General features: G+C 52.8%; 20 protein-coding genes, 2 tRNA genes and 1 pseudogene. 14 read left to right on the forward strand and 9 right to left on the reverse strand.

Annotated features, from left to right (window positions below; all coding sequences use genetic code 11):
* Positions 1 to 249 precede the first annotated feature (249 nt).
* From nrdD to CKV94_RS11090, 3 genes are all read right to left on the reverse strand, one after another.
* A complete protein-coding gene (gene nrdD / locus CKV94_RS03630; protein WP_003823515.1) occupies positions 250 to 2,055 on the reverse strand; it encodes an anaerobic ribonucleoside-triphosphate reductase in 1,806 nt (601 codons plus the stop codon).
* A gap of 63 nt (positions 2,056 to 2,118) precedes the next feature.
* Entirely contained in the window at positions 2,119 to 2,673 is a 555-nt protein-coding gene (gene nrdG / locus CKV94_RS03635) for an anaerobic ribonucleoside-triphosphate reductase activating protein (protein WP_003823517.1), read from the reverse strand.
* A gap of 190 nt (positions 2,674 to 2,863) precedes the next feature.
* Entirely contained in the window at positions 2,864 to 3,145 is a 282-nt protein-coding gene (locus CKV94_RS11090) for a hypothetical protein (protein WP_003823518.1), read from the reverse strand.
* 98 nt (positions 3,146 to 3,243) lie between these two features.
* On the opposite strand from CKV94_RS11090, the gene CKV94_RS03640 reads away from it, so the two are divergent.
* The gene (locus CKV94_RS03640) at positions 3,244 to 4,449 is read left to right on the forward strand and encodes a hypothetical protein (protein ID WP_003823519.1); all 1,206 of its coding nucleotides are present in this window, start codon (positions 3,244 to 3,246) and stop codon (positions 4,447 to 4,449) included.
* Between the two features lie 162 nt (positions 4,450 to 4,611).
* Here CKV94_RS03640 and fumC read toward each other — a convergent pair whose 3' ends face one another.
* From fumC to CKV94_RS03655, 3 genes are all read right to left on the reverse strand, one after another.
* Complete coding sequence (gene fumC / locus CKV94_RS03645; RefSeq protein WP_035580537.1) at positions 4,612 to 6,006, reverse strand: class II fumarate hydratase; 1,395 nt, start codon at positions 6,004 to 6,006, stop codon at positions 4,612 to 4,614.
* A 259-nt stretch (positions 6,007 to 6,265) separates the two neighbouring features.
* Positions 6,266 to 6,342, reverse strand: a tRNA-Asp gene (locus CKV94_RS03650).
* 11 nt (positions 6,343 to 6,353) lie between these two features.
* A tRNA-Val gene (locus CKV94_RS03655) sits at positions 6,354 to 6,429 on the reverse strand.
* Between the two features lie 214 nt (positions 6,430 to 6,643).
* Between CKV94_RS03655 and recJ the strand changes: the two genes are divergently transcribed.
* The 8 genes from recJ (at position 6,644) to rlmD (ending at position 15,388) form a co-directional block, all read left to right on the forward strand.
* The gene (gene recJ, locus CKV94_RS03660) at positions 6,644 to 8,341 is read left to right on the forward strand and encodes a single-stranded-DNA-specific exonuclease RecJ (protein ID WP_003823521.1); all 1,698 of its coding nucleotides are present in this window, start codon (positions 6,644 to 6,646) and stop codon (positions 8,339 to 8,341) included.
* A gap of 245 nt (positions 8,342 to 8,586) precedes the next feature.
* Positions 8,587 to 10,263 carry a type IV-A pilus assembly ATPase PilB gene (gene pilB / locus CKV94_RS03665; protein WP_003823522.1) on the forward strand — a complete coding sequence of 559 codons (1,677 nt, stop codon included), beginning with the start codon at positions 8,587 to 8,589 and terminating at the stop codon, positions 10,261 to 10,263.
* A gap of 31 nt (positions 10,264 to 10,294) precedes the next feature.
* Positions 10,295 to 11,530: a type II secretion system F family protein gene (locus CKV94_RS03670; RefSeq protein ID WP_003823524.1), complete on the forward strand. Its 1,236-nt coding sequence runs from the start codon at positions 10,295 to 10,297 to the stop codon at positions 11,528 to 11,530.
* A 74-nt stretch (positions 11,531 to 11,604) separates the two neighbouring features.
* Complete coding sequence (locus tag CKV94_RS03675; protein WP_003823525.1) at positions 11,605 to 12,462, forward strand: prepilin peptidase; 858 nt, start codon at positions 11,605 to 11,607, stop codon at positions 12,460 to 12,462.
* Position 12,463: 1 nt separating this feature from the next.
* On the forward strand, positions 12,464 to 13,069 hold the full coding sequence (gene coaE, locus CKV94_RS03680; protein WP_003823526.1) for a dephospho-CoA kinase: 606 nt from the start codon (positions 12,464 to 12,466) through the stop codon (positions 13,067 to 13,069).
* 3 nt (positions 13,070 to 13,072) lie between these two features.
* A complete protein-coding gene (gene zapD, locus CKV94_RS03685) occupies positions 13,073 to 13,849 on the forward strand; it encodes a cell division protein ZapD (protein ID WP_003823527.1) in 777 nt (258 codons plus the stop codon).
* On the forward strand, positions 13,846 to 14,028 hold the full coding sequence (yacG, locus tag CKV94_RS03690; RefSeq protein WP_003823528.1) for a DNA gyrase inhibitor YacG: 183 nt from the start codon (positions 13,846 to 13,848) through the stop codon (positions 14,026 to 14,028). The genes zapD and yacG overlap by 4 nt, the downstream gene beginning before the upstream one ends.
* A 67-nt stretch (positions 14,029 to 14,095) precedes the next feature.
* Positions 14,096 to 15,388 carry a 23S rRNA (uracil(1939)-C(5))-methyltransferase RlmD gene (gene rlmD, locus CKV94_RS03695; RefSeq protein ID WP_003823529.1) on the forward strand — a complete coding sequence of 431 codons (1,293 nt, stop codon included), beginning with the start codon at positions 14,096 to 14,098 and terminating at the stop codon, positions 15,386 to 15,388.
* Between the two features lie 241 nt (positions 15,389 to 15,629).
* On the opposite strand, the gene CKV94_RS03705 is transcribed toward rlmD, so the two are convergent.
* Positions 15,630 to 16,637: an IS5 family transposase gene (locus CKV94_RS03705; protein WP_003825078.1), complete on the reverse strand. Its 1,008-nt coding sequence runs from the start codon at positions 16,635 to 16,637 to the stop codon at positions 15,630 to 15,632.
* A gap of 188 nt (positions 16,638 to 16,825) precedes the next feature.
* Here CKV94_RS03705 and CKV94_RS03710 point away from each other — a divergent pair, with 188 nt between their 5' ends.
* Positions 16,826 to 17,620 carry a thymidylate synthase gene (locus CKV94_RS03710; RefSeq protein ID WP_035580579.1) on the forward strand — a complete coding sequence of 265 codons (795 nt, stop codon included), beginning with the start codon at positions 16,826 to 16,828 and terminating at the stop codon, positions 17,618 to 17,620.
* Between the two features lie 369 nt (positions 17,621 to 17,989).
* On the opposite strand, the gene CKV94_RS03715 is transcribed toward CKV94_RS03710, so the two are convergent.
* The gene (locus CKV94_RS03715; RefSeq protein WP_064103257.1) at positions 17,990 to 18,640 is read right to left on the reverse strand and encodes an IS1595-like element ISEco1 family transposase; all 651 of its coding nucleotides are present in this window, start codon (positions 18,638 to 18,640) and stop codon (positions 17,990 to 17,992) included.
* Between the two features lie 371 nt (positions 18,641 to 19,011).
* On the opposite strand from CKV94_RS03715, the gene CKV94_RS03720 reads away from it, so the two are divergent.
* The 4 genes from CKV94_RS03720 to CKV94_RS03735 all read left to right on the forward strand — a co-directional run bounded on the left by CKV94_RS03720 (position 19,012) and on the right by CKV94_RS03735 (position 21,180).
* Positions 19,012 to 19,302: a hypothetical protein gene (locus CKV94_RS03720; RefSeq protein ID WP_003823534.1), complete on the forward strand. Its 291-nt coding sequence runs from the start codon at positions 19,012 to 19,014 to the stop codon at positions 19,300 to 19,302.
* Positions 19,303 to 19,725 carry a virulence factor TspB C-terminal domain-related protein gene (locus CKV94_RS03725; protein WP_003823535.1) on the forward strand — a complete coding sequence of 141 codons (423 nt, stop codon included), beginning with the start codon at positions 19,303 to 19,305 and terminating at the stop codon, positions 19,723 to 19,725.
* Between the two features lie 29 nt (positions 19,726 to 19,754).
* Positions 19,755 to 20,042: a DUF2523 family protein gene (locus CKV94_RS03730; RefSeq protein ID WP_003823536.1), complete on the forward strand. Its 288-nt coding sequence runs from the start codon at positions 19,755 to 19,757 to the stop codon at positions 20,040 to 20,042.
* A 175-nt stretch (positions 20,043 to 20,217) separates the two neighbouring features.
* Entirely contained in the window at positions 20,218 to 21,180 is a 963-nt protein-coding gene (locus CKV94_RS03735; RefSeq protein WP_003823537.1) for an IS110 family RNA-guided transposase, read from the forward strand.
* A 481-nt stretch (positions 21,181 to 21,661) separates the two neighbouring features.
* Here CKV94_RS03735 and thrB read toward each other — a convergent pair.
* Positions 21,662 to 22,567: pseudogene (gene thrB, locus CKV94_RS03740) on the reverse strand (homoserine kinase); the annotation flags it as partial.
* Positions 22,568 to 22,705 lie beyond the last annotated feature (138 nt).

Consider the following 22,705-nt stretch of genomic DNA (forward strand, 5'->3'; position numbering starts at 1 on the left):
CTTTGATTAGGGTAAAAGAAAGGGGTTACTCAATATTAAGATTCGGCCCAGTTGATTGGCAACAGCATAGCTTGTTTGGTGCCAGTTAGCCTGCAGCGTCATTACTGCGGAGCCTACCCTGCCCTACTAGCAAGACAGATGACCAACACATAAAAAGGCACACCGCAAAGGCGGTGTGCTTGAAGTTTTCAGGTAGCCCGGAGATGGGGGAAAGGCTACCTGAAAATGGCAGGCTTCATTGCAAACGGCTTAGGCTACTTGCCGCCATTTTTGCTGTTGCTGCTCGCGGTGGTAGTGCCGCAGTGCGTGTTCTTTACGCCGTCCGCTACTGAATGCGGATACGCGTTTCAGGTAGCCGATGACGCGGGTACCGTAGTCGATGTCGTGGCTGCCACAGGCGGAACAGGCGTGCAGGGTGCGTTTGTCGATGTGGCCGCATTCGTTGCAGATGGTGATACGCACGTTCACGCAGAAGTAGTTGCAGCCGGTTTGCGCGGCAATGTCCAATAACGAGCGGTAGCCGGATTCGGGTAGTGCTTCGTCAAGGTTCAGGTGCAGCGCAGAGCCGCCGTCGAGCCAGTCCACCAGTTCTTTGCCGTGCAGCAGGAATTTGTCGAGCGCGTTGATTTCTTCGTCTTCAACGACGTAGAAATAGGAGTTGTAGCATTCGCGGTTGACTTTGTAGCCGTCGGCTTTGTCCCATTTGGCGTTTTTCACGCCGAGGTTTTCGGCGGGGACGAACTCGGTGTTGAACTTCACGCCGTAGTGTTTGCTGGCGGCTTGGTTGGCTTCGAATATGGTTTTCAGACGACCTTGGACGAAGTTGATGTAGTCGTCGTTGTAGCCGACTTTGATACCTTGCGATTCGGCGGCCTCTGCCATGCCGTTGATGCCGATGGTGAGGAACTGTTTATCCAGCGTGATGAAGCCTGCATCGTAAACGGGCAGCATGCCGGCGGCTTGGTATTCTTCCATCAGTTTGCGGTAAGCGTATTGGTATTTGTGGATTTTGGCGACTTCTGCGGCAAGGTCGCGCCCGTCTTGTTCCAGCCGGTTCATGTTGATGGTGATGACGTTGATGGAACCGGTCGCCACGCCGCCCGCACCAAGTGTGTAGCTGAAGGTGCGGTCTTCAATGGCGTTGCGTAAACGGCAGCAGGAAGCCAAGGAGTCGGGGTTATCGGAAAGATAGACGAAGAAGGAATTGCCTTCCGCCAACTCTTTCGCCATTTCGTCGGCGAACACGGTGTCTTTGCATTTGCCGCCGTCGGTCAGCATCGCAGCGGTAACGACGGGGAAGGTCAAAACGGCTTTGGTGCGCTCCTGATTGAACCATTTGAGGAAGAAGTTTTGCAGCTTCGCCACGCTCGCCCACACCGGTTTGCTGAAATCGGGGAAGACGAAATCGCCGAACATCGCGTCGAAATAGTATTGATCGTAAACGGAAATATTCCAGAATACGCTCTGATAGCCGCGCGCGGCGGCGGGCTGGTTGATGCTGTACACCACCTGCTGCATATGGTTGGCGATTTCTTTGCCGTGGGTTTCCAAATAATCGTCGCCGTAGTCTTTGCGGGCAAAGTAGTCGAAATAGGTCAGAAACTCCACCGTCGCCACCGCGCCGGCAAACTGCGCGCTGATGGCAAACACCAGGTTGATAAACGAACCGCAAAACGAAGCCAGATGCTGCGGCGCCTTGGATTCGCCACCGAGTTTGCTTAAGCCGTCAAGCAGGAAGGGATACAGCGTGGCCGACACGCAATAGGGTTTCAGGCTGGTTTCGTCGTGCACATAGATTTCATGTGCTTCAATTTGGCGCAGATATTCGTTTGCCACAGATTGGTCGAACACTTCGGCAATTTTGCGCGACACCTGGGCACGGTTGATCTGCACGAAAAAGTCTTTCATCAGCTCGGCTTCCATCGTGGCGATGTTCTTCTGCGTTACGTTGGCGTTGGCGTCCATTTTCGAGCCGTCTGCCGCGTTTTGCGCGCTGATGTAGTCGTGCATGAATTGCAGTTTGCCGTTTAACTGTTCGGGATGCAGCCGAATCATGTGTACTCTCCTAGTTTGATGTGAAGTTTAGCGTGGGATGTTGCGATTGGGGGAAGCCTGCGTTCAGGCAGGTTGGAAAAGCGCACCCTCGGCAACCGGTTGCGGGGCGTGCACCAAGGGGATGATTTTGGGGCGGGAGGCGAGCGTGTCTTTCACAAACAGATGGTTCAGCACTTCTCCGCTGCGCAGGTCGATAAAGCGCTGGTTGGTGTGCGGGCTGTCGAGACCGCCAAGCTCCATCTTCCAGCGGCCGGTTTTGAGATAGGTCAGCTGCGGGATGATGGCGATGGAAGTGCGCTCCAGTTCATCTTGCTCCAAGCCGGTATAGAGGCAGGAGTTCAGCCCAGCTTCTCGCACTTGCGCCAGCAGCGGCAGCAGTTTTTCAGGTAGCCACTCGCCGCCCATAAACAGCACGCAGCTAATCAGCCCGCGATAACGTTCCAAGCGGCTTTGCAAGTATTCGGCAGTCAGTTCGCTGCCCAAACCGCCCTTCCAGCTGTCGGCGCTATGGCAACCTTTGCAGCGTAACGGGCAGCCGGAAAACAGAAACGCCAGCGACACTTCGCCCGGCACTTCCTGCCAAACGATTTGCTCTCGGGTAAAATTCAGCGTTTCCATAGCCCTATCCTTAAAAATACAACATATAGTGCGCGAAATATTCTCAAACACTATATGTTGTGGTGGATTGTCGTGCTTTACCGGGAAAAACGCAAGCAGCTTTGCCGTTAAATCGGGTTAATTGCGAATGATTATTAAATGAAACGGGCTTTACCGCACGGGAAGATTTTTGTACGGACAAGGGATTGCATCAGCTCATCACTTCGGGAAAACCAAATTTTTCCGCTCCTGCCACAAACACACAGTTTGACTTAACGCAAAGTGCGCGTGATTTGCTGCAGGCAAGAAAAAGGCTACCTGAAAGTGAAGCTTCTATCTCAGCAAAACGATGCCAAGCAGCGTTGCTGCGAAACCAAACTTTCAGGTAGCCTTTGATGTATTCGCCAAAACACACATACCCGAGCAAATTAGTTGGAAAATTTAACGCAATTAGGCATAATGCCGCAAAATTTTGCATATAACGGATGAGCACGCTGCTACAGCGTTAACACGCCTTGTAGCGAAAGCGCAGTCCTTCGTTATCAGCCGTTTAGCAAAATTTCTTTCTCCTCCAACAAAAGGAAACAACCCATGAAAAAACTCGCCCTGCTGCCAATTTTGGCCGCCCTCTCCCTACCCGCTTTTGCTGCCGACAGTTATCTCACCGGCCAAGCATCCAGCCACACCGAAACCATCAAAAATGAAGACCCTGCCGCACAGCAGCTGTTTCAGCGCAGCATTCGCCTAGAAGAAGGACAAAGCAACTCCACCACGCTGGATGTGAAAGCCGGCCAGGTATATACCGTGTTTGCCGACTGCTCCGTAAACTGCTCTAACATCAAATTCAGCGTTACCCAAGGCCGCACCACCCTATTCCGTAAAAACCGCGGCGACGGCTCCCGCTTCACCTGGCAAGCCGAGCGCGATGGCCGTGTAGAACTCAATACTGAAATGAAAGACTGCTCACGCAGCCGCTGCCGCTCCATGCTGCAAGTATTTAGCGGCGGCAAAGTAGGCAACAGCGACAACACAGGCCCGTCCTTGGCAGCCTTACAAAAAATCATCCGAGAAGAGCAACAAGGTATCGATAAAAACGTCCGCGAACTGCCCCTGATTAGCGGCCAGCTCGCCGACAGCCAAAGCCGCAGCGTGGACATTGAGCTCACTGCCGGTAAATACTACAACGTATTCGGCCGCTGCGACCAAGCCTGCGAAGACTTCGACCTCACCCTCAGCGCCAACGGCAAAACCATCGCCTCCGACACCGATGGCGACAGCGAACCCCTGCTGAACTTCAGAGCAGAGCAAGGCGGCCGCCATCAGCTCAACATCAGCATGGAAGACTGCGACAACGACTCCTGCGCCTACTCCGTACAAGTGTTTGAAAGCAGTACCGACACCGATCCCTCCCTGCTGCGCGCACAACGAAGCAATGTGGAGATCGTAGAAAGCCACGACCCGGCCGCCCGCGTACTCCTCCTGCGCCAGCAACGCCTTGCCGCCGGCCAGAGCCACACCGAGCAAGTTAACCTCACCGCCGGCAAAGCCTACACCTTCTACGGCGACTGCGACGACAACTGCTCCGACATCGACCTCACCGTACGCCTCAATGGCCGCGTGGTGAAACAAGACGTATTGGGTGACAGCGTGCCCCTGTTCAGCTACCGCCCCGCCCGCAGCGGCCGCTACAGCGTAACCCTGCCGATGAAAGCATGTTCAACCGACACCTGCGCCGCCAGCATCCATATCTTTGAAGGCACCAGAATGGTGTACGACAACAACGGCCGCAGCCGTTAACAAACTGAACCGTCAGTAATCACAAGCAAAGGCTACCTGAAAGCGCAACGCAGCGAAGTTTCTGCGCAGCCAAACTTTCAGGTAGCCTTCCTGCCGTGCAAACAACAAACAAAATAAAGCGCATACTGCTTCCAATATGCGCTTCCTCCTGCCTAACCAAACTTATTTCAAACTGCCTACCATATCGGCAGGACGTACCCAGTCGTCAAACTGCTCGGCGGTCAAGAGGCCGGATTTCACGGCTTCTTCGCGCAGGGTGGTGCCGTTTTTGTGGGCGGCTTTGGCGATTTTGGCAGCGTTTTCGTAGCCGATTTTGGTGTTCAACGCGGTAACCAGCATCAATGAATTGTCGAGCTGCTGCTTGATGCGCGGCAGGTTGGGCTCAATGCCGGCTGCACAATGTTCGTCAAACGAGATGCAAGCATCGGCCAAAAGCTGCGCAGATTGCAGGAAGTTGGCAGCCATCACAGGTTTGAACACGTTGAGCTGGAACTGGCCCTGCGTGCCGGAGAATGAAATGGCGGTGTCGTTACCCAACACTTGGGCACACACCATGGTGAGGGCTTCGCATTGGGTGGGGTTCACTTTGCCGGGCATAATGGAGGAGCCGGGCTCATTCTCGGGAATCAGGATTTCGCCGATGCCGGAACGCGGGCCTGAAGCCAACAGGCGGATATCGTTGGCGATTTTATACAGCGACACAGCCAGCTGCTTCAATGCGCCGTGGGTTTCTACAATCGCGTCGTGCGTGGCCAATGCTTCGAATTTGTTCGGTGCGGTAACGAAAGGCAGACCGGTGAATTTGGCGATATAGGAGACTACCTGGACATCGTAGCCTTTGGGCGTGTTCAAGCCGGTGCCCACGGCAGTGCCGCCTAAGGCAAGTTCGGCCAAGTGCGGCAGGGTGTTTTCCAAGGCACGGATGCCGTAGGCAAGCTGAGCGGCATAGGCAGAAAATTCTTGACCGAGGGTGAGCGGGGTAGCATCCATCAGATGGGTACGGCCGATTTTCACCACGTCGGCAAATGCCTCGGCTTTGGCAGCCAAGGTTTTTTGCAGGCGCTTAACGGCGGGCAGGGTATGCTGCACTACTTTTTGGTAAGCAGCAATGTGCATGGCGGTGGGATAGGTGTCGTTGGAGGACTGGGATTTGTTTACGTCGTCATTGGGGTGGATAACACTTTTCTCGCCCAGTTTGCCACCGTTCAACACGTGGGCGCGGTTGGAAATGACTTCGTTCAAATTCATGTTGGACTGCGTGCCGGAACCGGTTTGCCAAATCACCAGCGGAAACTCTTCATCCAGCTTGTGCGCCAAAATTTCGTCGCAGGCGGCGGCAATCAGATCGCGCTTCTCAGCAGGCAATACGCCCAAGTCGGCATTGGCAAAAGCGGCTGCTTTTTTCAAATAGGCAAAGGCTTCAATGATTTCATGCGGCATAGAAGCAGCCGGGCCGATTTTGAAGTTGTTACGCGAGCGCTCGGTTTGTGCGCCCCAATACCGGTTGGCCGGCACCTTTACTTCTCCCATGGTATCTTTTTCAATGCGAAATTCCATCATGCAACTCCTGAAGTTTGTTAAATGTCTAAATTAAAACCAACTGGCTATAGCTGCTTCCAATAGCAGCGCAACCAAGCGGGCAGCCTTTGCATCATATTAATTTGAAAATACTATATAAAAAGTAATCCAACCTGTTATCGGCCACAGCGAATATACCATAAAACCAAGCAGTTTTTCACGGCGACAATATACGGAATATTACAATCAGAAATGCTAAAACCCCTCTGCCTTTCAGCAGAGGGGTTTTGATTATAAATGGCGCGGTGGACGGGACTCGAACCCGCGACCACCGGCGTGACAGGCCGGTACTCTAACCAACTGAGCTACCACCGCGCGCAAAAAAATGGTGGGTGATGACGGAGTCGAACCGCCGACATTCTGCTTGTAAGGCAGACGCTCTACCAACTGAGCTAATCACCCATGTCTTCGTGCACAGCACTAGAAGATGCGCATTAAACCAAACTCTCCACATCATTGCAAGCATTATCTTGCAAAAAACTTACGTTAAAATATCAACACGCTGTTATAAAAGTGAAAAAACTTTTATAAATTTCTCTCTCAAACCGTCAGAAATCTCTTAGCATGCCAGTTTGCGCTATAATAAATAGTTTATTTTATTATTCACCATGGCTTTATGAACGCCGTTATCCGTACCCGCCAAGCCGACCCCGAAGCCGAACAAGCCCTGCTGGCCGCCGGCACCCCGCCCTTGCTGGCACGTTTGTTTGCAGCCCGCAATGTCCGTTCCCCCGCCGAACTACATAACCATTTAGCCAGCTTGCTGCCCTATCAATCGCTGAAAAATATTGATGCTGCCGCCGAACGGTTGGCTCGCGCCATCCAGGAGCAAGAGCGAATTTTAATTGTAGCCGACTACGATGCCGATGGCGCCACAGCCTGCGCAGTAGGCATTTGGGGGTTGCGCCATATGGGCGCACAGGTGGAGTTTTTAGTACCGGATCGTTTCAAACACGGCTACGGCCTCACCCCGCAACTGGCCGACCTGGCTGCCGAACGAGGCACTCAGCTGCTGTTAACCGTAGATAACGGCATTTCCAGCACTGCCGGTGTGGCACGCGCCCAAGCATTGGGTATGGACGTAATCATCACCGACCATCACTTACCGGGCGACACGCTACCTGAATGTATCATCGTTAATCCCAATCAACCGGGATGCGCGTTTGCCAGCAAGAATCTGGCCGGCGTAGGCGTAATCTTCTATGTATTAACCGCCCTACGAGCCCTACTGCGCACCCAACAATGGTTCAACCCACAAAGGCTACCTGAACCCAATTTGGCTGAGCTTTTAGATTTGGTGGCCTTGGGCACCGTGGCCGATGTGGTGACATTGGATTACAACAATCGAATCTTGGTTAGCCAAGGGCTCAAACGAATGCAAATTGGCAAAACCCGTCCTGGCATTCAGGCGCTTTTTCAGGTAGCCCAGCGCGATATGCGACAAGCCAAGCCGTTTGATTTGGGCTTTGCCATCGGCCCGCGCATCAATGCTGCCGGCCGTTTGGAAAACATGGAAATTGGTATTGCCTGCCTACTGGCCGAAGATCCGGACACCGCCGCCGAACTGGCCGAACAGCTAAATGAACTGAACCGTGCACGGCAGGAAATCGAGCAAACCATGCTGCAGGAAGCCCTTGCCCTGGCCGATCAAATTATCGTTGGCAACGGCCTGAGCATTACCGCCTTTCATCCCGATTGGCACCAGGGCGTGGTTGGTATCGTGGCCGGCCGGCTCAAAGACCGTTTCCATAGGCCCACCATCGTGTTTGCCCCCACAGGCAATAGCGAACTGCGCGGCTCCGGCCGTTCCATTCCCTCATTACATCTGCGCGATGCCATCGACTTGGTGGCCAAACGCCATCCCGAATTAATTCTAAAATTTGGCGGCCACGCCATGGCTGCCGGCCTCAGCATTCGTGAACAGGATTTCCCCCGCTTCCAACAAGCTTTCGAAAGTGTACTAACCGAACTGCTGGATCAAGACGCACTCACCCGCACCTTCCTCACTGACGGTAGCCTGAGCCCTGAAGAAATCTCTCTGCATACTGCCGAAACACTATCCAACCAAGTATGGGGACAAGGCTTTCAACCCCCGTGTTTCTACAACCAATTTGAAGTATTGTGGCAGCGGGTAGTAGGCAACGGCCATAAAAAAGCCGGCCTAAATTGTGGCGGACACACTGTGGAAGCCATGTTTTTCCGCTGCGCCGAAGAACTTCCAGCCAAAATCCACACGGTATACCGCCCCATTGCCAACCAATGGCGCAACCAATATGAATTGCAACTACACATCGACCATTGGGAAGCAGGCTAAATACACACCACACAGCCAAAACTCTTAATCTATTTTCTCACTCACACCAACATATCCAGCTCGCCACAGGAAATAACCACTTTTTCCATAAACAATGCATTCTTACCATGATTTAACTTATAATCACATCTTAACTATAATAGTGTAAAAGCATTCTTACTAAATGCGGGCTTTGCGGGCGACATCCTAAAAGCAAATATCCGCCCAGAATTTTAAAATCCGTTCTACTTTACTCAGGCAAATATATGAGCGTCGGACTATTACGCATCCTGTTTCAAAACAAACTGATTGAGCAGGATCAGGTTGAAAAATACCGCGAAAAAGTTAATCAAAACAAAAATATCATTCCCATGCTAGCTGAGGCTGGCATTATCAAGCAGGCAGATTTGGCACTGCTTCTAGCCAAGCTGTTCCACTATCCGATTTTGGATTTGTCCCTCTACTCCCGCAGCATGATGGTGCAAGATGTACTCAACGACAGCCAGATGACGGAGTACCGCTGCGTACCTTTGTTCAAGCGTGGGCAAAAACTGTTTTTGGGTGTCTCCGACCCCACTTTGTTGCAAACATACCAAAAGCTTGTTTTCCCTAGCGGCTTGATTGTTGACCTGATCCTAGTCAATGATGAACAGCTAGACCGCCTGTTGGAGTTCGCCAGCCAAACATCCACCGCCATTTTGGATGAAATTTCTGCTGACTCAACCACCCTGGCCACACCAGCTTCGCTCAAAGTGGATGACGAAGAAGAAGACGGCCCGATTGCTAAATTCATCCACAAGGTGCTGTCTGATGCCCTTAACACCGGCGCATCCGATATCCACTTCGAATTCTACGAAGAAATGGCGCGTATCCGCTTCCGTACCGATGGCCAGCTGCGCGAAGTGGTACAGCCTCCGCTAAATATCCGCGGACAGATTGCCTCACGTATCAAAGTAATGTCCAAAATGGATATTTCCGAAAAACGCGTCCCACAAGACGGCCGAATCCAGATTCAGTTCAACAAAAACCAAAAGCCCATCGACTTCCGTGTGAATACGCTGCCCACGCTATTCGGCGAAAAAATTGTAATGCGTATTTTGAACTCGGATGCCGCCACGCTGAATATCAACCAGCTTGGTTTCGAACCTTTCCAAAAAGAATTGCTGCTGGAAGCCATCCACCGCCCGTACGGCATGGTGCTGGTAACTGGTCCGACCGGTTCGGGTAAAACTGTGTCGCTGTACACCTGCCTAAACATTTTGAATACCGATAGCGTAAACATCTCCACCGCCGAAGACCCGGCCGAGATTAACTTGCCCGGTATCAATCAGGTAAACGTAAACGACAAACAGGGCATGACATTTGCTGCGGCACTGAAAGCATTCCTGCGCCAAGACCCGGACATCATCATGGTGGGTGAAATTCGCGACTTGGAAACTGCCGATATCGCCATTAAAGCTGCGCAAACCGGTCACATGGTATTCTCTACCCTGCACACCAATAACGCTCCAGCCACACTATCCCGTATGCTGAACATGGGGGTAGCACCGTTCAATATTGCCAGCTCGGTTAATCTGATTATGGCTCAGCGTTTGGTGCGTCGACTGTGTACCTGCAAACAACCGATCGAGCGTCCGCCAGCCGAGGCTTTACTGAAAGTTGGCTTCACCGAGGAAGACTTGGCCAAGGACGACTGGCAGCTATACCGTCAGGTGGGTTGCGACCGTTGCAAAGGCAAAGGTTTCAAAGGCCGAGCCGGTGTATATGAAATCATGCCGGTTACCGATGCCATACAAAAAATCATTATCAATAACGGCACCGAGGTGGATATTGCCGAACAGGCCTATGCCGACGGGCTGGTAGACTTACGCCGAGCTGGTATTTTGAAAGCAATGCAAGGCATTACTACCTTAGAAGAAATCCTTGCCAGCACCAACGACTAAGAAAGCTCGTTTCATTTAAAAGGGAATTATCATGGCTATAAACAAAAGAACCCAATCCAATAAAAAAGTGGCAGGAGTCAGCTACGAATTTGAAGGCCGGCACATGGAGTCTGAGCAAATCGTCCGTGGCGAAGTAGTCGCCAAAGACGAACAGGACGCCCGTGCCAAACTCGCCCGTCGTCGTGTCAAGGTTATTAGCCTGCACAAGAAAAAGAAAGTTCGCGAAAAGAGAATTACCCAGGGCGACATTACTGTATTTACCCGCCAGCTAGCCACCATGATGAAAGCCGGTCTGCCGGTAATGCAGGCATTTGATATTGTAGCAAAAGGCCACTCTAATGCCTCCATGACCAAGCTCTTGATGGAAGTGCGTAACGACATCGAGCAGGGTACTTCTATGGCCAATGCCTTCCGCAAACACCCAAAATATTTTGATGATTTCTATTGTAACCTGGTGGATGCTGGTGAGGCAGGTGGTGTACTGGAAAGTTTACTCGACAAACTGGCTGTATATAAAGAGAAAACCCTTGCTATTAAGAAGAAAATTAAAAGTGCATTAACCTATCCGATTGCCGTGGTAGTAGTAGCCATTGTTTTGGTCATCATCATGATGATGTTTGTGCTACCTGAGTTTAAAAAAGTGTATGACGGCATGAATGCAGAAATGCCTGCACTTACTCAATTTATGATGGGTATCTCTGACTTTATGGTGGCATGGGGATGGATGGTTATTATTGCAATGGTAGCTGCTGTTGCTGGCTTTATCCAATGGCATAAACGTTCACCTGCACTGCAAAAACGAGTAGATGCTATGCTGTTGAAATTGCCTATCTTTGGTAATATCGTAGAAAAAGGTACGATTGCCCGCTGGGCTCGCACCACTGCCACCCTATTTACCGCTGGTGTGCCACTGGTGGAAGCGCTAGACTCCGTAGGTGGCGCATCAGGCAATATCATTTATGAAGAAGCCACCAGAAGCATTCGAAACCAAGTCAACCAAGGTACTTCTTTAACCACTGCAATGAGCTCTACTGACCTATTCCCCAACATGGTCTTGCAGATGGCCTCTATCGGTGAGGAATCAGGCTCTTTGGATGACATGCTGAATAAGGCGGCAGAATTTTATGAAGAAGAAGTAGATACTGCTGTAGCTACTCTATCATCTCTAATGGAACCAATCATTATGGTAGTATTAGGCAGTATCATTGGTGTCATCTTGGTTGCCATGTATCTGCCGCTGTTCAACTTAGGTAATGCTATCGGCTAAATTACTGGATCTCCATGAATAACCTTTCAGGTAGCCTGCCACAGGCTACCTGAAAACATACCTACACCACGCCTATGACCAATCTTGATCCCGAAATCTACATCCCCTTCGCCGTCCTGCTCGGCCTGCTGGTGGGCAGCTTTCTTAACGTGGTTATCTACCGCCTGCCGGTCATGCTCGAGAAACAATGGCGCATTGCTGCCAAACAGCATCTCGAACTGCCGCTGGACGAAGAAGACCAAAAACCGTTCAATATCAGCACCCCGCCCTCACGCTGCCCCAAATGCGGCAGCCCGGTAAAACCGTGGCAGAACATCCCCATCATCAGCTACTTGCTGCTGCGCGGCCGCTGCCATAGCTGTCGCACCCCCATCGGCTGGCGTTACCCCGCCGTCGAGCTGCTCACCGGCATCCTATTTGGCATCGTCGCTTGGCGATACGGCTACACTTGGCTCACCCTTGGCGGCCTCGTATTCACCGCCGTACTGGTTGCCCTCACCTTTATCGACGCCGACACCCAGCTCTTGCCCGACCAGCTCACCCTGCCCCTGATTTGGCTCGGCCTGCTGTTTAACTGGCAAGTCGGCTTCGTCAGCCTGCCTTCAGCCCTGCTCGGCGCCGTGGTCGGCTATTTGAGCCTTTGGCTGCTGTTCCACCTGTTCAAACTCATCACCGGCAAGGAGGGCATGGGTTATGGCGACTTCAAACTACTCGCCGCACTGGGCGCCTGGCTTGGCGTCAGCACCCTGCCCGTTATTGTTTTCGTGGCCGCCTTGGTTGGCCTAGTTGCCGCCCTAGTAATGCGTGCCGCTAAAGGCCAACCTATCGCCTTCGGCCCCGCGCTCGCCATTGCCGGCTGGCTGGTTTTCGCTGCCAACAGCTATATCCTGCAAGGCATCCAATGGTGGCTGCACAAATCCGGATTCATCTGATATGACCGCCTGGGTCGGCCTCACCGGCGGCATCGGCAGCGGCAAATCCACCGCTGCCCGCCTGTTTGCCCAACACGGCGTGCCGCTGATTGATGCCGATGCCGTCTCCCGCACCCTTACCGCAAACGGCGGAGCTGCCCTCCCCGCCATCCATGCTGCCTTCGGTGAGGCCGTATTCGATTTTTCAGGTAGCCTCAAGCGCGATGCTCTGCGCCAACTCGTTTTCCAATCCTCCGAAGCCAAAGCCAAGCTCGAAAATATCCTCCATCCGCTGATTCTCGCCGAAATCCGGGTACAACAGCAGCAATACCCCCAAACCGCCTACGGCATCATCGAAATTCCCCTGCTTGCCGAGCAACCTGTTTTTCAAAGCATTCTCCAGCGCATTCTCGTTATCGATTGCAGTGAAGAAACGCAAATCCGCCGTACCATTGAACGCAGCGGCCTTACCCGTGATATGATTAACGGCATTCTCGCCGCCCAGGCCAGCCGCCAACAGCGCCGCAGCATTGCCGACGATATCATCAGCAACGAAGCCGGCCTGCCCGAGCTTGCTGCCGCAGTGGAGCGGCAACACCTTATTTACCAACAATTATTCGGTAGTTGAACCATGTCCGCCATCATCACCTTCGAACATCCCCTGTCCGAACGCATCCGCAACTTCCTGCGCCTCGAGCATCTCTTTTCCCGCTTCAACGCCACCGTCAGCCACCCAGAGCCTTGGGCACACCACGCCGCCCTCGGCACCCTGTTTGAAATCATGGATTGCGCCTCCCGCGCCGAACTCAAGCTCGACATCCTGCAAGAGCTCGAACGCCAACGTCAGCAAATTTCCCAAGCCGAACGCGAGCAATACGACTCCACTCCCGAACAGGACGACCTCTACCAGGCCACTCAAAACCTGCAAGAAGTCCAGCAAAAATTCGGCCAACACCTGCGTGAAAACGAATGGCTCATGGGCGTAAAGCAGCGCATGCTCGTGTCCGGCGGCACCAGCCCCTTCGACCTTCCCTCCTATCACTACTGGCTGCAACTGCCCTTCGAGCAGCGCGTGGCCGACCTCGGCTGCTGGATTCGCTCCCTCACCCCCACCGGCGACGCCATTTCCCTGCTGCTGCGCATTCTGCGCCGCAACAGCATCCGCCTCGAATGCCTCGCCCGCCAAGGCAACTATCAAAACACCAAGCTTGGCAACAACATCCACATGCTCACCGTAGATGTAGCCCAATCCCATCACACCCTGCCCGAGATTTCCGCCAACAAATACTTCACCCACATCCGCTTCACCCAAGCCACCCAAGACAGCCCGCGCGGAAAGCAGATCGACACCGACATCCCCTTCCAGCTCAAAATGTGCAGCTTCGACCCCATCGCCGACAAACCATGACCCAGCCCACCGTATCCTGCCCCACCTGCCAGAAGCCCGTACTCTGGAACGAAAACAGCCCCTACCGCCCCTTCTGCAGCCAACGCTGCAAAATGATCGACCTGGGCACCTGGGCAGACGAAAGCTACCGCATCCCCAGCCAGGAAGAAGCTCCGCCCCAGATGGGCGACCACGAATAGTCGACAGAGGCTACCTGAAACCCCAATCCCGCTTTCAGGTAGCCTCAATCTATCCCCACCCCACACCATGAACACCGCCACCATCCACAGCATCGACCACGAAGGCCGCGGCGTAGCCCGCATCCACGGCAAAACCACCTTCATCACCGGCGCCCTGCCCCAAGAAACCGTTGCCTACCAAATCACCCGCAGCAAGAAACACCACGACGAAGCCCAAGCCACCCGCATCCTCACCCCCTCCCCCTACCGCATCGCCCCCGCCTGCCCCCACTACAGCCAATGCGGCGGCTGCACCCTCCAACACGTCCACAGCAACGTTCAGGTAGCCTACAAACAACGCATCCTCGAAGACCAACTCCAACGCCTCGGCAAAGTCCGCCCCCAATACCTCCTGCCCCCCATCTACGGCCAAGCCTGGGGCTACCGCTACCGCGCCCGCCTCAGCGCCCACCACAGCCAAGGCCGCACCACCCTCGGTTTCCAAAGCCGCAGCAGCCACCGCATTGTCGACATCCGACAATGCCCCATCCTCGCCCCCCAGCTTGCCAACCAACTGAGCAACACCCGCGCCCTGCTCCAGCAGCTCAACCGCCTGCATACCCCCGTCCGTACCATCGAACTGCACCACAGCCCCGCCGCCAACAGCCTCACCCTACACACCGAACACCTCCCAAAAGCCGCCCGCGCCCACCTCATCCAACACGCCCAAAGCCTGCCCGCCAACTGGCACATCTGGCTGCAAACCCCACACCGGCCCGCCCAACCCCTCCTGCCCGACAGCCCCCAACTCAGCTACAGCCTGCCCGAATACGCCCTCACCCTCCCCTACCGCCCCGGCGATTTCACCCAAGTCAATCCCACCGCCAACATCCTGCTCGTTGCCCGCGCCATACAGCTGTTGCAGCCCCAACCCGGCGAACGCATCGCCGACCTTTTCTGCGGCCTCGGCAACTTCAGCCTCCCCATAGCCGCCGCCGGCGCACAAGTTATCGGTATCGAAGGCTCACCCGAACTCACCGAGCGCGCCAGCCAAAACGCCCGCCTCAACCACCTCGCCGAACGCGCCCAGTTCCACAGCGCCGACCTCTTCCAAACCACCGAACACACCGTCGCCGGCTGGGGCTATTTCGACAAAATCCTGCTCGACCCGCCCCGCAGCGGCGCCTACGCCCTCGTCCAAGCCCTGCACGCCCCCTATCTACCCCGCCGCATCGTATACGTTTCCTGCAACCCCGCCACCTTCGCCCGCGATGCCGCCGTACTCGTGAGCAAAGGCTACCGCTTCCGCAATGCCGGCATCGTCAACATGTTCCCCCAAACCGCCCACGTCGAAACCGTCGGCTGCTTCGACTTGGAATAGCCTCCGTGCACGTTGTAGCGGCTTGAAATGCGAATAGAGCAGGGCAGCAAGCCAACGCACCAGCATTCTGATCATTCCCATAAAAAGGCTACCTGAGACCTTTGCAAAAAAGCCCTTCCCCCGACAGCCAGAACCCAAACACAGGTTTTCGGCTGTTTCCCTCCCCCAATACCTCCTGTTTTACCCAAATACCCCCTTAATCCTCCCCGGATACCCGATAATCAGGCATCCGGGCCGCCTTTTAGGCGGCAACAGGCACACTTAGCCTGTTAGCCGCTTTCAACAGGTTCAAACACATCGCCTTCAGATGGCTTTGCGCACTCACTTTAATCAGTCCGAAATAGGCTGCCCGCGCGTAGCGGAATTTACGGTGCAGCGTACCGAAGCTTTGTTCGACCACATAACGGGTCTTCGACAAATATCGGTTGCGTTTGGTTTGCGCTTCCGTCAGCGGGCGGTTGCGGTGGGCTTTGCGCATAATGCCATCCTGCAGTCGACGCTCTTCCAGATGTTGCCGGTTTTCCGCACTGTCGTAGCCTTTATCGGCATAGACGGTTGTGTCTTTGGCTATTCCTTCCAGCAAAGGCAACAGGTGGTTGCACTCATGGGTATTGGCGGGGGTGATGTGCAGTTTCTCGATATAGCCTTCCTCATCGGTGCGGGTATGTTGTTTGTAACCGAGTTTGTAGAGGCCGTTTTTCTTTGTCCAACGGGCATCTTTATCTTTACTCGGTGTGGTTTGGCCGCTGACTTGTCCTTCTTCATCGACTTCTATGGCCTGACGCTGTTTGCTGCCGGCGGTCTGAATAATGGTGGCGTCAATGACGGCGGCGGATGCTTTCTCTACTTTTAGGTTTTTTTCGGTCAGTTGGCGGTTAATCAGTTCCAGCAATTCGGACAGGGTGTCGTCTTGCGCCAGCCAGTTGCGGTAGCGGCATAAGGTGCTGTAATCGGGGATGCTCAACTCGTCAAAACGGCAAAATAGGTTGAAATCGATGCGGGTGATGAGGCTGTGTTCGAGTTCGGGATCGGAGAGGCTGTGCCATTGTCCGAGCAGGACGGCTTTGAACATGGATAACAGGGAATAGGCGGGACGGCCGCGGTGGTCTCGAAGGTAACGGGTTCTTTGACGATTCAGGTACTGTTCGATCGGTTGCCAATCAATCACTTGATCCAACTTCAATAGTGGGAAGCGGTCGATGTGTTTGGCAATCATGGCTTGTGCGGTTTGCTGGAAGAAGGTGCTCATGAGAAATCCCCTAAATGTCTTGGGTGGAAATTTAGGGGATTTTGGGGAATTTTGCAAAGGTCTCTACCTGAAACTTTAACTGCGCAGAAACTTCGCTGCACTACGTTTTCAGGTAGCCTTTCCCTTTCCTCCCCACACCCTCAAACGTGTACAATACACCCCATTTCGACGCCCAAACCAATCACACCATGCAACCCTATCTCCACCTCATGCAGCACATCCTCAGCCACGGCACCGACAAATCCGACCGCACCGGCACCGGCACCCGTTCCGTGTTCGGCCACCAAATGCGTTTCGACCTCGCCCAAGGCTTCCCCCTGCTCACCACCAAAAAGCTCCACCTGCGCTCCATCATCCACGAGCTGCTTTGGTTTCTCAAAGGCGACACCAACATCCGCTACCTGAAAGAAAATAACGTATCCATCTGGGACGAATGGGCCGACGAAAACGGCGACCTCGGCCCCGTATACGGCTACCAATGGCGCTCCTGGCCAGCCCCCGACGGCCGGCATATCGACCAAATCGCCAACGTTGTCGAGCAAATCAAACGCAATCCCGACAGCCGCCGCCTCATCGTATCCGCCTGGAACCCCGCCCTTGTCGACGAAATGGCGCTGCCCCCGTGCCACGCCCTGTTTCAATTTTACGTGGCCGAAGGCCGCCTCTCCTGCCAGCTCTACCAGCGCAGCGCCGACGTCTTCCTCGGCGTGCCCTTCAACATCGCCAGCTACGCCCTGCTCACCATGATGATGGCGCAAGTGTGCGGCCTCGCACCCGGCGAATTCATCCACACCTTCGGCGACGCCCACCTCTACAGCAACCACTTCGAGCAAGCCCGCCTCCAGCTCACCCGCGAGCCGCGAGCCCTGCCGCAAATGCAGCTCAACCCCGAAGTGCAAAACCTGTTCGACTTCCGCTTTGAAGACTTCGAACTGCAAAACTACGACCCGCACCCGCACATCAAAGCGCAAGTGGCGGTGTGATACTGGCGGCAATCAAAAAAGGCTACCTGAAATTTTCAGGTAGCCTTTCATGTTGTGGGGAGTATAGAGTTTGTACGGTATGCATACACAGCTTGGGATAATGGGCAACTCATATCAGTTCTTGCTAATTCCGATAGATAAGCGCCAAAAAGATAGATCCCAAAGGGATGGCGATTAGTATATATTTAAAAAGGTAGGATTATCAAAGAAGCTTAGAATATATGCTGTTGTATCGGAACCAAGCCTACCTTGATAAGCGTGTGTAGCAATAATTGCAACAGTATCAATTATAAAGATGACAAATATACTTGCAAATAGCGATATAACGGACATAAAAAATATAATTAATTTAGGGGCTGTCCTAGATAACTAGGTTAGACTATCTTTTACCATTTGTTTTAACATGGCAATTTGAGATTTCATTTCATTGTTGTTAAATCGCCATTCGCACTCTTTCAAATACAGTTCGAAATGCTTTTTCGGAATGCCGTTGAATTTACGCAAATGGCGTTTGGCCTGACTCCAGAAGTTCTCAATCCCGTTAATGTGGTTTTGCCTGTCTGCAAAACAGGTGCGGTGATTGATGCGCAAGTGGTTAAACTCGCTAACATCCAATACATTGTAGGCACTGTGGCAATCAGTATAGACCACACTGTCCGGCCTTACCTTCTCCCGGATAATCGGCAGCAGGGTAGCCGACTGAGTATTGGCCACGGTAACGGTGTAAACCTTACCGTTACGCTTCAACAGTCCGAATACCACCACTTTTCCGGCTGCTCCGCGACCGCGTTTGCCTTTGCGGCAGCCGCCAAAATAGCTTTCATCTGCTTCTACTTCGCCATCAAACATTTCCAAGTGTTCGCAACGATTAAAGATAAGCAAGCGTAAACGGTGAAAGTAGTAGGCAGCGGTGTTTTTATTGACTCCGGCCAATTCGGCGGCAGTACGGGCGGTTGCTCCTGCAACGAACAATTCGATCAGTTTGTTTTGAACGGGCTGGCTGAGGCGACTTTTTCTCATAGGAATATTTTAATCAATTTTGAATATTCCTGGTTATCTAGGACAGCCCCTTAATTTATCCCTCATTGTATTTTTCCGACCTTGTGCTGATTATTGAGCAAGAGTAGGTTGTGTCAGCCGCAGGCATAACCCAACAAATTTAAAAGTGTGGAACGTTGGATTTCCCAACCCAACCTGCGCGCTTATTCAACCAAAGGCTACCTGAAACTTTAGCTACGCAGAAACTTCGCTGCGCTACGTTTTCAGGTAGCCTTATATATTTCGCGCCGTCGGGGGCTAGTCCTGACGGTATCTTTGCCAGACAGGCATTATTCACATCATAAGGCTGGACTAGCTCTCTTTGATCAAGCTAACTCAAAGGAGCTTTTCTTATGTCTTATCAATTACCTACTTATCCAAATATCACCGCCTATCTAGGCCAGCAGCCAGGCGATCTCTTCTGTGAACTCGCCATCAAACTGAACATCGAATCAGATCGCAGTTTCATTCTTTTCGAAGACATCATTGAATTAGATAATCTTTCAGTCGATTTCGTGCGCTGGTTGCTCGACACCTACGTTAGATTCGTCATTGACGCCATCCAATTACAAATTCCCTTTTTCCGCAACGTATCAGAAATCGAGTTCGAGCAAGTTGTTCCCGGATTCGAAATGGTGGCGTAAATGGCTAAGAAGCATAAAAAACGCGTACCGGATTACTCCGAAATTCGGCAGTTCGAAGAAGCGGCGAAGATGAAGCCGGCTGCGGCGGCGGATACCCGCCCGGCCAAGTCCGACAGTACCGCAGAAAAGCCCGATATTTGCGCGCAAAATCCCAATAGCATGATGTGTGCTCCAATGGGGAATATGGACTATCAAGATATCGTATTACCACAGCAAAACATCAATATTGCCCTTTCCCCGCTCCATATCTTCAACACAGATGCAGCCTGTCCCGCTCCCACCTCTTTCAGTATAGCGGGAACGCAGCAAAGCCTGAGCTACGAACCCATGTGCGACACCGCCCGCAAAGCACGCCCATTTGTCATCATGATGGCTATGACTGCCGCATTTTTGATGGTATTTAGCGCCCTTAATCGCCGTTAGGCTGCCTTAAGAAACGAAAGGAAGCAAAGATGGGTAAAACCCTAGCCGGTATGTTTACCGCCGTTCTGACTACCCTAGCAGGCAAAATCATCATGGCGCTTGGCATTTCCGCCATTTCCTACACCGGACTAAACCTGCTCCAAACCCAATTGATTGATGCCCTGACTAGCCAGCTGTCCGCTGCTCCGCTCTCTGCTGTCCAGATCATGTATATAGGCGGCCTAGGGGTGGCTCTAAACTGGATACTGGGTGCAGTAGCCTTTCTCGTTTCCTTTAATTCGGTGGCCAAGCTCGGCAGCATATTCCGGCAGAAGTAAACAGCATAGAATATATATTCTAATTGGCTCAAAACTTGCTTAAAGCATAAAGCCGCATCACGCCTACATTTAGCCTTGTCATTTAGACAATGGGAAAGATTGGCGGATGTGGCTTTACTTATGTCAAAAATCAATACGGTATCTTTGTCCACAGACACAATATAAGGATTGCAACATGCAAAAAATCGCCCTTGGTTTGGATATTTCTAAGCAAACCATAGACGCATATTTCAGCGGTCAAGAAGATTTTATGCGCGTTATGAACAATCAGGCAGGAATAGAAAAATTGATAGAACGCATAAAAAGCCATCAACAACAAGGTAAGGAAATTCATGCTTGCTGCGAATACACCGGCGTTTATTACTTGCCGCTGGCCAGCGCATTGCATGAATCAGGAATCAAGATTAGCGTAATCAATCCGCTTTCTATCAAGCTGTACGCAGAATACAGATTAAGACGAACAAAAACCGACAAACAAGATGCGAAACTAATTGCCGATTATTGCGAAAAAGAAAATCCGCCGTTATGGAAACCCATATCAGAAAAGCGTAATACTTTAAAGGTGTTAAATAGGCGGATTGAGCAATTAAACGTTTTACTGAATATAGAAAGCAATAGACAAGAAGTATCAGATACAGTAATAAAATCAGGAATAGAAAGAATATTAGAAGCAATAAAAAACGAGATAGAAAGTTGTAAGAAAGCCATTCAAAATTTGATAGATTCCGATAAAGAATTAAGCCATAACCAAAAGCTATTGCAAACAATCAGCGGCGTAGGAAAATCTACAGCCGCATGGCTTTTGTCTGTACTGGTTGATATAGATAAATTTGAGAACTCAAAGAAGCTAATCAGCTATTTAGGACTATCGCCCGTAATCAAAGATTCAGGCACAAGCGTTAGACAAGCCAAAATATCCAAGATGGGCGATAAGAAAGTAAGAAAAGCACTTTACTATCCGGCTCGGGCAGCTTGCCTAAGATCCAAACTGTGGCGGCCTTGGTTTGAGCAAAAGATAAAACAAGGTAAGCACCCTAAACAGGTTTATATCCTGATGATGTGCAAAATCGTCAAATACGCCTATGCCGTGATTAAAACAGGCCAGCCGTTTGACGAGAATCGGCACAAACCAGCGTAAAACAGCAGTTTGAAGTGTTGCAAAAAAGCGGCAGCCTATGGCTATCGCTGCCTTACTGTTGCTTGCGTTTTTAAAAAGTTCTTGACTTTTGATTACGGTATCTTTCCCTATCCCTCCCGACTTACGGCGCACACTCCTCCCACACCGCTTCGCCGTCTTCGCCGAACAAATGCAGGCGCAGGCGGCTGTCGGGCAGGGTTTCGATGCGCAGGCGGCCGCTGCTGCTGTGGGCGGCTCCGGCGAGGGTGAGGTGTTGGCGGGTGTAGGCGATGCTGCTGTGCTCGGTGTAGCGGCCGAGCAGGAAACCTTTGCGGATGCCGCCGCCTTGGTATTCCGCCCACACGGTGTCGTCGTCTTGGCGGAAGCGGCAACGTTCGGGCGTTTTGCCTGCATGGCCTGCTTCGGCGGGTTGGAACACTTTGCCTTCGAGGCTGAACGGGGCTTGGTCGGTTGCGGCGGGGGCGGGGCTTTGGCGGAAATAGAGCAGCAGGTCGCGGAAAACGTCGGGGTCTTTCACGAAGGTCATTTCGCCGCCCTGCGGGAAATGGTAGTCGAGCAGGCGGGACACCCAGAAACGGATACAGCCGGCGCGGTGGGCGATGGGCAGGTAGGCCTGTTCGGCAGGGGTGAGGGGGCGCACGCTTTGATAGCCGCGCATAAAGGCTTGCTGCAACTGCGGGTCGATACGGTTGTCGGCCAGGCGCGCCCAGTCGTTTACGGCGATGGCGAGGTCGTACATGAAGCTGCCGTTGCAGGCGTAGTAGAAATCGATGAAGCCGGCTACCTGAATGCCGTCGAGCAACACGTTGTCTTTAAACAGGTCGGCATGGATGATGCCGTGAGGCAGGTGGCTGTCGGGGTGGGCGGCGAGAAAGGCGATTTCGTCTTGCAGCAGCGCGGCATCTTCGCTGCTCAGGCAGGGCAGCAGGCGACGGCTTTCAGCTTCCCACCAGGCGGCATGGCGCGGGTTGGGCATGCTTTGACCGAAACCCTGCCCGGCGATGTGCATCTTGGCGAGCATGGCGCCAGTGTGGAAGCATTGGGCGGTATCGGGCACGGCGGTGTCGCGGCCATTAAGGAAAGTAGCAAGGCAGGCGGGTTTGCCAGCGAGCGTGCTCTCGAAGCGCCCGTCGCGGCGGGGAATGGGCGCGGGGCAGGCCACGCCGTTGCGGCTGAGGTGCTGGCTCAGGTCCATGAAAAATGGCAGCTCTTCGCGGGTGAGTACCTCGAAGATGGTGAGCACATAGCGGCCGCGGTCGGTGTCGAGGAAGTAGTTGCTGTTGGTTACGCCTTGGGCAATGCCTTGCAGCGACACGAAGCTGCCTAAGTCGTAGTCTTCTAAAAACTGGCGGATTTCTTGATCGGAAACGCTGGTGTAAACAGACATGGCGGGCATCGCGGCAAAGTGGTTGAGGAATGGGCATTCTAGCAAATGAAACAGCAGGCAGGCCAATCCAAGTGAGAGTTATAATATAACATGATTTAAATCAATAAGTTATTTTGCTTTTAAGCCTTGACTGCCGGC

The organism is Eikenella corrodens, assembly GCF_900187105.1.
GTDB lineage: Bacteria > Pseudomonadota > Gammaproteobacteria > Burkholderiales > Neisseriaceae > Eikenella > Eikenella corrodens.